Source organism: Ruminococcus sp. RTP21358st1_G6_RTP21358_211008, assembly GCF_040908885.1.
Taxonomy (GTDB): Bacteria; Bacillota; Clostridia; order Lachnospirales; family Lachnospiraceae; genus Blautia_A; species Blautia_A faecis.
This window is the reverse complement of record NZ_JBDGDM010000024.1, coordinates 56887-64929: the sequence shown is the minus strand read 5'-3', so window position 1 is coordinate 64929 and position 8043 is coordinate 56887. Positions and strand designations below refer to the sequence as shown.

The 8043-nt window shown below is 41.5% G+C and carries 9 protein-coding genes; 4 read left to right on the top strand and 5 right to left on the bottom strand.

Annotation, left to right across the window (positions count from 1 at the left end; genetic code table 11):
* Positions 1-83 precede the first annotated feature (83 nt).
* The 3 genes from AB5Z12_RS11200 to AB5Z12_RS11190 all read right to left on the bottom strand — a co-directional run bounded on the left by AB5Z12_RS11200 (position 84) and on the right by AB5Z12_RS11190 (position 1345).
* Complete coding sequence (locus AB5Z12_RS11200; RefSeq protein WP_148463806.1) at positions 84-686, bottom strand: alpha/beta hydrolase; 603 nt, start codon at positions 684-686, stop codon at positions 84-86.
* A 26-nt stretch (positions 687-712) separates the two neighbouring features.
* Positions 713-883 (bottom strand): hypothetical protein, encoded by a 171-nt coding sequence (locus AB5Z12_RS11195; RefSeq protein WP_015535374.1) that lies wholly within the window; start codon positions 881-883, stop codon positions 713-715.
* Between the two features lie 78 nt (positions 884-961).
* A complete protein-coding gene (locus AB5Z12_RS11190) occupies positions 962-1345 on the bottom strand; it encodes a hypothetical protein (RefSeq protein ID WP_227200188.1) in 384 nt (127 codons plus the stop codon).
* Between the two features lie 344 nt (positions 1346-1689).
* Here AB5Z12_RS11190 and AB5Z12_RS11185 point away from each other — a divergent pair, with 344 nt between their 5' ends.
* From AB5Z12_RS11185 to AB5Z12_RS11170, 4 genes are all read left to right on the top strand, one after another.
* Entirely contained in the window at positions 1690-2775 is a 1086-nt protein-coding gene (locus AB5Z12_RS11185; RefSeq protein ID WP_330651444.1) for a LacI family DNA-binding transcriptional regulator, read from the top strand.
* Positions 2776-2893: 118 nt separating this feature from the next.
* On the top strand, positions 2894-4192 hold the full coding sequence (locus AB5Z12_RS11180) for an ABC transporter substrate-binding protein (RefSeq protein WP_177968725.1): 1299 nt from the start codon (positions 2894-2896) through the stop codon (positions 4190-4192).
* A gap of 26 nt (positions 4193-4218) precedes the next feature.
* Complete coding sequence (locus AB5Z12_RS11175; RefSeq protein WP_148463802.1) at positions 4219-5322, top strand: glycoside hydrolase family 172 protein; 1104 nt, start codon at positions 4219-4221, stop codon at positions 5320-5322.
* A 307-nt stretch (positions 5323-5629) separates the two neighbouring features.
* The gene (locus tag AB5Z12_RS11170; protein ID WP_368368661.1) at positions 5630-6388 is read left to right on the top strand and encodes a hypothetical protein; all 759 of its coding nucleotides are present in this window, start codon (positions 5630-5632) and stop codon (positions 6386-6388) included.
* On the opposite strand, the gene AB5Z12_RS11165 is transcribed toward AB5Z12_RS11170, so the two are convergent.
* Both AB5Z12_RS11165 and AB5Z12_RS11160 read right to left on the bottom strand, forming a co-directional pair.
* Positions 6332-7249: an N-6 DNA methylase gene (locus AB5Z12_RS11165; protein ID WP_330637366.1), complete on the bottom strand. Its 918-nt coding sequence runs from the start codon at positions 7247-7249 to the stop codon at positions 6332-6334. The two genes, AB5Z12_RS11170 and AB5Z12_RS11165, sit on opposite strands and share 57 nt — an antisense overlap.
* Positions 7243-7767, bottom strand: a complete 525-nt coding sequence (locus AB5Z12_RS11160; RefSeq protein WP_368366639.1) for a hypothetical protein — start codon at positions 7765-7767, stop codon at positions 7243-7245. The genes AB5Z12_RS11165 and AB5Z12_RS11160 overlap by 7 nt, the downstream gene beginning before the upstream one ends.
* Positions 7768-8043: the final 276 nt, after the last annotated feature.

The following is an 8043-nucleotide window of genomic DNA, read 5'->3' as shown; positions in this document are numbered from 1 at the left end:
CCACTGCTTTTTATTAAAGTGTAAAGAAAAACTGCGCCATAGCCTTGGCAGGCCATCGCGCAGCGATTTTGTTCAACTGGAATTTATTTGGAAGATTTTATTATCCATTCATCAAGAAATTTCATTTGTTCATCCGTATGAAACCAATGCTCTCCATTTTTCATAATAGAAAGTGTTGAATTAGTCCTCTGTACAAATTCAAATATCGTTCCATAAGCGGTAAGATTATCTTTTTCACCATACAAAATGTGCGTTGGGATTTCCCATATAATAGGATTTTCTCTTGCATAGCAAAGATAATCCCATGAAAGAGTCTCTCCAAAGGTTGTCTGAATTTCTTTTTTCTCTTTGAGTTCATCCTCTGTAACATTTGCCCAAATCATCATATCAGCAATAAGCCTTTCCATATCTACAACGGGCGAAATAAAATATGCTTTCTCTATTTGCTGATTTGATAAGGCATTGATAGCAAAATACGCTCCAATGCTATTGGCAATTACTTCAACAGTCTTGTAGTTTCTATAAATTGAATTAAAAAGTAATGGAAATTCTTCTTTTGCTTCCCATGGAAACTGTGCAATATAGTCGAGACCAATCACATCACAATTACTAAAGAGCGGTTTGTAATGAATAGCTTCTTCAGCATTACCACCTTTTCCATGTATATAAATAACTGCTTTATCCACAATAGTTATCCTCCACAAATTCAAATTTAATAGCGCAAAAGGAAATATATGACATACACCCAACTAAGTAATCCATGAAAAATCGCCCAGCCGACAGACTTCCACGTTGTATAACTAATAACCATAGCTAATGCACTTCCAAAAGTTATTCCTGATTTTACCGTTTTCTTGACAGTCATTGATTTATTATCTTCCATGTTTGTTTCCTCCACAAAATACCGATTTGCACTTCAAATCGTTTTCTTTATTCTATCATAGCATCCATTATTCCGCCATCAGTCTTTCCAGGTATCCATGACAATGATAAACTGGCCTGCTCCTGGCAATTCTTGCAGCATTTCATCAAGAGTTTTCTGTTTCACATATTTCTGCACATACACCCAACAGGCAACGCTACTGGCTTCTGATACAATGTCAGCTATGGTTTTGCGCATAAGCTCTTCAAATTCAGCAATTTCTTCTTTTGGGACAACATCATACAGTGTTGGTGCCTGATGACTTAATTTTACTCCATTTTCATTTGCATCTTTAAGCAGATTCTTAACTTTTTCTCTCGAGTTCTCCGGTACTTTCATGTACTCCCAGATAAATGCTACCACATCAGACGGTGTGTCTTTTTTGATTGGTGGTAATTGTATAAAATCATTCTTTTCACTCATTTTCATATCCTCCTCAAGATAAAATAAAATCAATAATAGATGCGAAAGCGATAAGACCCCTTGAAGACGACGAGGTAGATAGGTCAGAGGTGGAAGCACAGCAATGTGTGGAGCTGACTGATACTAATAGGTCGAAGGCTTAACCAAGCCAAAAGCACTTGACAATTGGCAAGTCGAAGACGAAGACAGAGTCTAGTGCGTTGGTTGTTCTGTGAGCGAAGCGAACAGAACTTCCATAACAAGGCAGTCTGGGTAGAAAGATTCGGATGGAAGAAATAAATTTCTGTGTGTGGTTTTGAAGGTATATGAGATAAGAGCCAGGAGCAAAAGCTTCTGGTTTTTTTATTGTCTGGATACAAAAGTTTCTCAAAATCTGTTATAGTAAAAAAAGAAAAGCGGAGGAGGGGAATATGGTGACAATCAAGGAAATTGCAGAGGAACTGGGAGTCAGTACAACTACCGTTTCTAATGTGATCCATGGGAAAACAAGAAAAATGTCAGCAGAAACGAGAAAAAAGATCGAGGAAGCGTTGGTACGTTATCACTATGTTGCCGATTACAGAACGGAAAAAGAGACAGAAGAATTAAAATTTATTCTGGTAAGCTTTTGTCTTGGAACGAAAGAAAATATTCTCATGGATCCTTTTTGTGGAGAAATGCTTGGAACGATTGAAAAAGAACTTCATCTTTATCACAGAAATGTGTGGTACGATTCTTCTTTAAATGAAGACGAACTGATTCGGAAAAGTCAGGCTTTTCAGGTAGAAGGAGTACTGGTTTTGGGACAGAATCCAAAGACCTGTGAGTACTTGTCAAAATGTATGCCAAAACCGGTGGTCTTTATTGATTCAGAGGAAGGGGATTATGATAATGTCAGCGGTCAGAGTGTGGATGGTGCCAGAAGCATGGCAGAGTATCTGCTCAGTCAAGGACATGAAAAAATCGCTTTTTTCTGTGACGAACGGATGGATTATGGAAGTACGAAAGAAAAGCTGCAAGGAGTAAGAGAGGCTTTAGAAGCTGTGGGGAAAAAACTTGAGGAGAAAGATATTTTTGTGGTGCCGGAGGAGCGGCTTCTGCGTTCAGAAATTTTCAGAAGCTTTGTTCCAAGAGCAAAAAAACAGGAATATACGGTAGCTTTTTTCTGCTCGGATTACTATGCCTGTGAGGCTATGGATGTATTCTCTGCGCAGGGATTAAAACTTCCGGAAGAACTTTCTGTGACAGGTTTTGATGATAATCCTCTTGCAAAACTTGTGACGCCCAGGCTGACAACCATCCGTCAGTATCCTTCTCTTCGAGCGAAGGAAGCGGTAAAACTTCTTATGAAAAGGATACGGGGAGAAGCAGTAGCCGTACATAGTTATAGTTTTCCGCTGGAACTGATCGTGAGGGAGAGTGTGAAAAACAGAAACTTTGGGCAGAAGTAACAAAAAGTGGTTTTCATTTTTGTTAAAAGATCTGGTTTTGGAAATAACCGGTTGAATAACCGGAAACAACCATTTAGGCTATATCTCAGCAAAAGAAATTTCCAAGGAGGTTATTCAAATGAAAAAGAAACTGATTTGTGCGTTGATGACAGCTGCAATGGCTGGTTCTCTCGTATCTGGTCTGACTGTGTCTGCAGATTCTGACAGCCAGGTAACGATTTCCCTTTACACCACACTGCCCAACAAGGATGCTCAGTTTGAGCAGTTATGTGAGGAATTTATGGAGGAAAATCCGGATATCAAGGTCAACTATATTGCCTATGACAGCAGTGAGAAACAGAAATGGATGACTCTTTACGCAAGCGGCGATGCGCCAACCATTTCCATCATGGATCCGGTCGATATCCAGCAAAATATTGAGAATATGGCAGCATATGATCTGACAGAAGATTCCTGGATCACGGATCAGGTAGATGAATCCTATCTCGATGTGTTTAAAGGTGAAGACGGAGAACTTTATGCAGTTCCCAACTGTGTGACAGCCATGGGTATCGTTTATAACAAAACCGTCATCGAGAAAGCTACCGGTGAGACTTTCGATCCTTCTACGATCAAGAGTAATGCAGACCTTGAGGCTCTCTGTGAGAAAATTCAGGCAGGCGGCGTGGCTCCGATCATGTTTACCGGTGTGGACTGGTCTTTGGGATCTCACTATCTCAGCCAGGTATTTTCCGGTATTCAGGGAGATACGGAAGCACAGCAGAATTTCATCAACAGTCTGAAGGATGGTTCCGCAGAACTGAAGAGCAACGATGCCTGGAACAGCGTGATGGACACCTTTGATATTATTGCAAAATACAATTATAATGCCAATGACCCGCTGGTTGGAAACACAGATATTGATGGTCAGGCCATTGCAAAAGGTGACGTTGCCATGTGGTTTATGGGTGACTGGGCATGGAATTATATAAAAGATTCTGCTTCCGCAGATGACGAATTCGGTTTAATGCCCTGTCCGCTGACCGGAAAGGAAGAGGATGCGGTAAATACAGAACTTGGCGTTTTCTGTTCCAAAGGTTACTGCATTGATGCAAGCCAGAATTCAGAGGAACAGCAGGAAGCAGGAAAGAAACTGGTAGAATTTTTCTGTGTGGAGAAAGCACAGGAGATGTCCGATCTTCTGGATATGGCATTGCCGTTCAGTAAAGTGGATGTTTCTTATGATAATCCGCTGGTTGCTTCTACTCAGGATTATATTGCAAACGGAGCAGTATCCAGTACCTATGCATTCAGCCGTCTCCTGCCGTCAGATTTCTGGTCAGAAAACGGAGCCGTTATGCAGCAGTATCTTACCGGTATGATGGATCGGGATACAGCAGCTGATGCAATCCAGACCTATTGGCAGAATCAGAAATAAGAGACAGGCAGGAAAAGGAGAAAAACATGCTTCAGTTTACTAATAGCCTGGATTCACTGATGCTTCAGAAAAAGGGAAAGAGCCGTTGTATCAATCAGGAAAATCCGAAAGGTGAAAAGGGAAAAGGCGGAATGGCAGCAGGAAGCCTCGGCGCAGGCAGAAAAGGCTCTCCCTGCATGCAGAAGATCATTCCAGGAGAAACAAGAGTATTGGCTGAAATGGAAGGACCGGGTGTGATACAGCATATCTGGATGACTGTGACAGACCGTACGGAAAAAGATTATTACGTGTTGCGTGATCTGGTTTTGAGGATTTACTGGGACGATGAAGAAGAACCGTCTGTGGAAAGTCCATTGGGAGATTTTTTCTGCTGTGGGTTTGCAAGAGAATGTCTGGTAAATTCGCTCCCGATCGTGGTGAATCCTTCCAGAGGCTTCAATAGTTATTTTCAGATGCCTTTCCGAAAAAAAGCCCGTATTACATTGGAAAACCAGCATGAAGCAGAAGTACCGGCATTTTTCTATCAGGTTGATTATACTCTTTATGATGAGCTTCCGGAGGATATGGCTTATTTCCATGCACAATGGAGACGGGAGCGTCTGACGGAGCTGAAGAAGGACTATACGATTCTGGATGGCGTAAAAGGAAAAGGTCATTACGTTGGTACCTACCTGGCCATTGCAGCCCTGGAACGTTACTGGTGGGGCGAGGGAGAATTAAAGGTTTATCTGGATGGTGATGAAGAATATCCGACCATCTGTGGTACGGGAACAGAGGATTATTTTGGCGGCGCCTGGAGCTTTACAAGAACAGAAAATGGCGTGGCCAAGGAACAGACGTATTGCACACCTTTTATGGGATATCCCTATTATTCCAGAGAAGACGACACAGTCTATAATCCCTATCATATGAATGATACACCAACGGAACGTGGTTTTTACCGTTGGCACATTTTGGATCCGATTCTTTTTGACGAAGACATCCGTGTGACGATCCAGCAGATCGGTGTCTGCCACAAAGGTCTCTTTGAACGGCAGGACGATGTATCCAGTGTTGCTTACTGGTACCAGTCAGAGCCGCATCAGCCTTTTCCGAAATTGTTATCCAAAGAAGAGCGCTGGCCGAGATAAGAATTGATCAGAGATGAAAAAGAGCAGGAACTTTTCCGGGAAAAAGTTTCTGCTCTTTTTCTGTGAATGCAGGCGAAGATATTTGGATTTGATTTTAAATACTTGCAAAATCTCGCAATACATGGTAATATAGACTATCATTTCAAAGTCAATCTTTACTTATCTTTTTTATTCATCTATATCATCTTTATATCTTTATAATCCAAACAATACCACACATTCAAATGAATCGTTACACCATTTTTTAAGAAAGGGGTATTTCTATGTATTTATTTTTAGCAGGAAAAGTAGAAAAAGGGGGGATTCTATGCAGATTTATTCTGCAATGATTCCGGTGAAGGAAACATTTTCAAAGAAAGAATTTGTGCGGCTGCTCTTGGAGTGGAATCAGGGAAGTCCGCATGACAGGATGAAGGGAGTGCGCTGGCAGGAGGAACAAAGACTGCTGGCAGTGGAAGACCTTCCGGAAAAGCGGATAATCGCGGCAAGATTTCAGAAAACAGACAGTTATGGAATGATCTGGACGTCTGATCTTGTCCTGAATCTGGAAGAAAAGAGACTTTCTGTCAGGCTGGATCAGGAAGTGACAGAACAGACAAGCTCATTTTTTTACCGTTTTTCTCCCCCATATTTTATCAGACTGGTGATACGGAAGGGGTACGCTGGAATTGATGGGAGGCTGCCTGTTACAGGGAAGCCCGTATCTTTGGGAATCGGAGAAAAAGAACTGGCAGAAAGGGTACTCCTTGGAAAAGAGCACTTTCAGCTGCCGATCGTCTATCTGACAAAAAAATGGGACGGCTGTTACCCTCTGAATGCCGAGCTGCTTTCGGAGCAGCTTCAGGGAACGGCTCATGTATTGAAAGAAACGACGCCGGAGCTTGGGAAGCTTCTGAGAAAAAAATGTAACGGGGAAAATCCGCATCATGGAGCCATTGGAATTTATTATCCCTGTGTCTCTGCAGAAAATAAAAAGATCCATTTTGAACCATATACGGAAGAAATTTTGTTACAAAAAATTGTCAATATGATCTATCGGTATGAGAACCAGCAGACAGTAAGATGAATCGTCCGAAAATGCCCTTTTGTTGGCATTACTTCCAATGACACCATACTTTGCCGTATAAGCATCATAAACTTCATTTAAACGTTTCTGAAGAGCAGCAATATCCTCATCACTGGAATATTCATCCATCTGCAGGGCAATCAATTCTCTTATGGTATCTCTGACACCAATCATTCCTTTTACACGCTCTGCTGTCATTGCCGGCATTTTAACCGGATTCATAAGGGAATTGATCCGATAATAGATCTGATCATCAACCACTGTAAAGCTGTAATTTCTTACGTTCGGATCAGCCGGGATACTTTCTATCATTTCATCCAGTTCCGATTCCCGGTCAAGTGCAGGTGTCATAGTTCCCTGAATATGTTTGATTGCTTCTGACAGCTGAATTTCCAGATCTGCTTCTTCTATCGGTGAACAGGTTGTTTCTATACCATATGGACCTGAAACCTCTTCCATTTTTCCAAGAATCATTTCCGGATGCTCTGCAAAATATTGATTTACCTTTATTCCGTTTGCGTCACTACCAAGCTGAACCCATTCCGGCTCTTCATGGGAAATACTTTCTCTCTTCTGAAAAAACAGGATGTCCGCCGTTACTTCTGTTCCTGCATTGGCTGAAAATGCGGTATTGGGAAGTCTGATTGCCCCAAGCAGTTCTGCCCGCTCAGCAAGATATCTTCTCACTTCCGGTGATGCTTTGTCCATCGTTCCTTTTGTGGTAATCAGTGCAGTTACACCACCCGGTCGAAGTTGATCTAAGGATTTTGCGAGGAAATAATCATGAATAAAGAAATTGTACTTTTCATACTGCCTGTCATTTACTTTATAGGCTCCGAAAGGTACGTTTCCGATTACCACGTTAAAAAAGTCATTCGGGTAATCTGTTTTCTCAAATCCTTTAATCTGGATATTGGCATCTGGATATAACAGACTGGCGATTCTTCCGGGGTTAGTACTGTCTTCAGTTCCAGATATTCGGTTTCCCAGGCAGGCTTGCTTTCGTCAAAAGCATCTGACAATCCGCCCCAACCAACATACCGGGATAAAATCTCCTGTTCTTCTGCTGTTGCATGACGGTTTTCACTTTCGCATTTTTTAAGCAACTGAATAGCCATGATGTTTGCACGGAATTTTTCTTTTGCAGTCCCCCGCCCAAGAGCATCGTCTGTAATGTGAAAATTAACCACCTGTATTGGTTCTGATATTTCTGAATCCTCTTGAGCAGGCAATTCGTTTGTCATTGCCTGCTGATCAGGAAATAATGGTTCTTCCGTTTCTGCATCTTCTGGCAATTCAACATCCGGTAACTGGCTCTGAAGCTCCTGCATATCTGCCAACTGCTGTGCCTCTTCTCTTTCCTGATATCTTTCCTCCATTTCTTATCTGTAACAGAAAAAGCCTGTCCAGATAGATTTCTTTTTGAAATCTGATCCAAACAGGCTTACTGTTGACCTTAGTTTTCACTAAGCAAAGATTTTATTGTATTCACACCTAATAACTTACCGCCGGATATTTCCCTTCCTCTTTTTTCTTATCTGAGCTTGAATTTACATCCACTTTCTCAAATAAACAGCTGGCTTTTCTCTTTTATTAGAATTTCGATTTATTTCCAGCTATTATACCAGCAATGCGTTTTATTAGACAGCGGCTAA

Coding starts and splice junctions, on each gene's coding strand:
- AB5Z12_RS11180 (WP_177968725.1), top strand. CDS start 2,894: ATGAAAAAGAAACTGATTTGTGCGTTGATGACAGCTGCAATGGCTGGT.
- AB5Z12_RS11175 (WP_148463802.1), top strand. CDS start 4,219: ATGCTTCAGTTTACTAATAGCCTGGATTCACTGATGCTTCAGAAAAAG.
- AB5Z12_RS11195 (WP_015535374.1), bottom strand. CDS start 883: ATGGAAGATAATAAATCAATGACTGTCAAGAAAACGGTAAAATCAGGA.
- AB5Z12_RS11190 (WP_227200188.1), bottom strand. CDS start 1,345: ATGAGTGAAAAGAATGATTTTATACAATTACCACCAATCAAAAAAGAC.
- AB5Z12_RS11160 (WP_368366639.1), bottom strand. CDS start 7,767: ATGGAGGAAAGATATCAGGAAAGAGAAGAGGCACAGCAGTTGGCAGAT.
- AB5Z12_RS11170 (WP_368368661.1), top strand. CDS start 5,630: ATGCAGATTTATTCTGCAATGATTCCGGTGAAGGAAACATTTTCAAAG.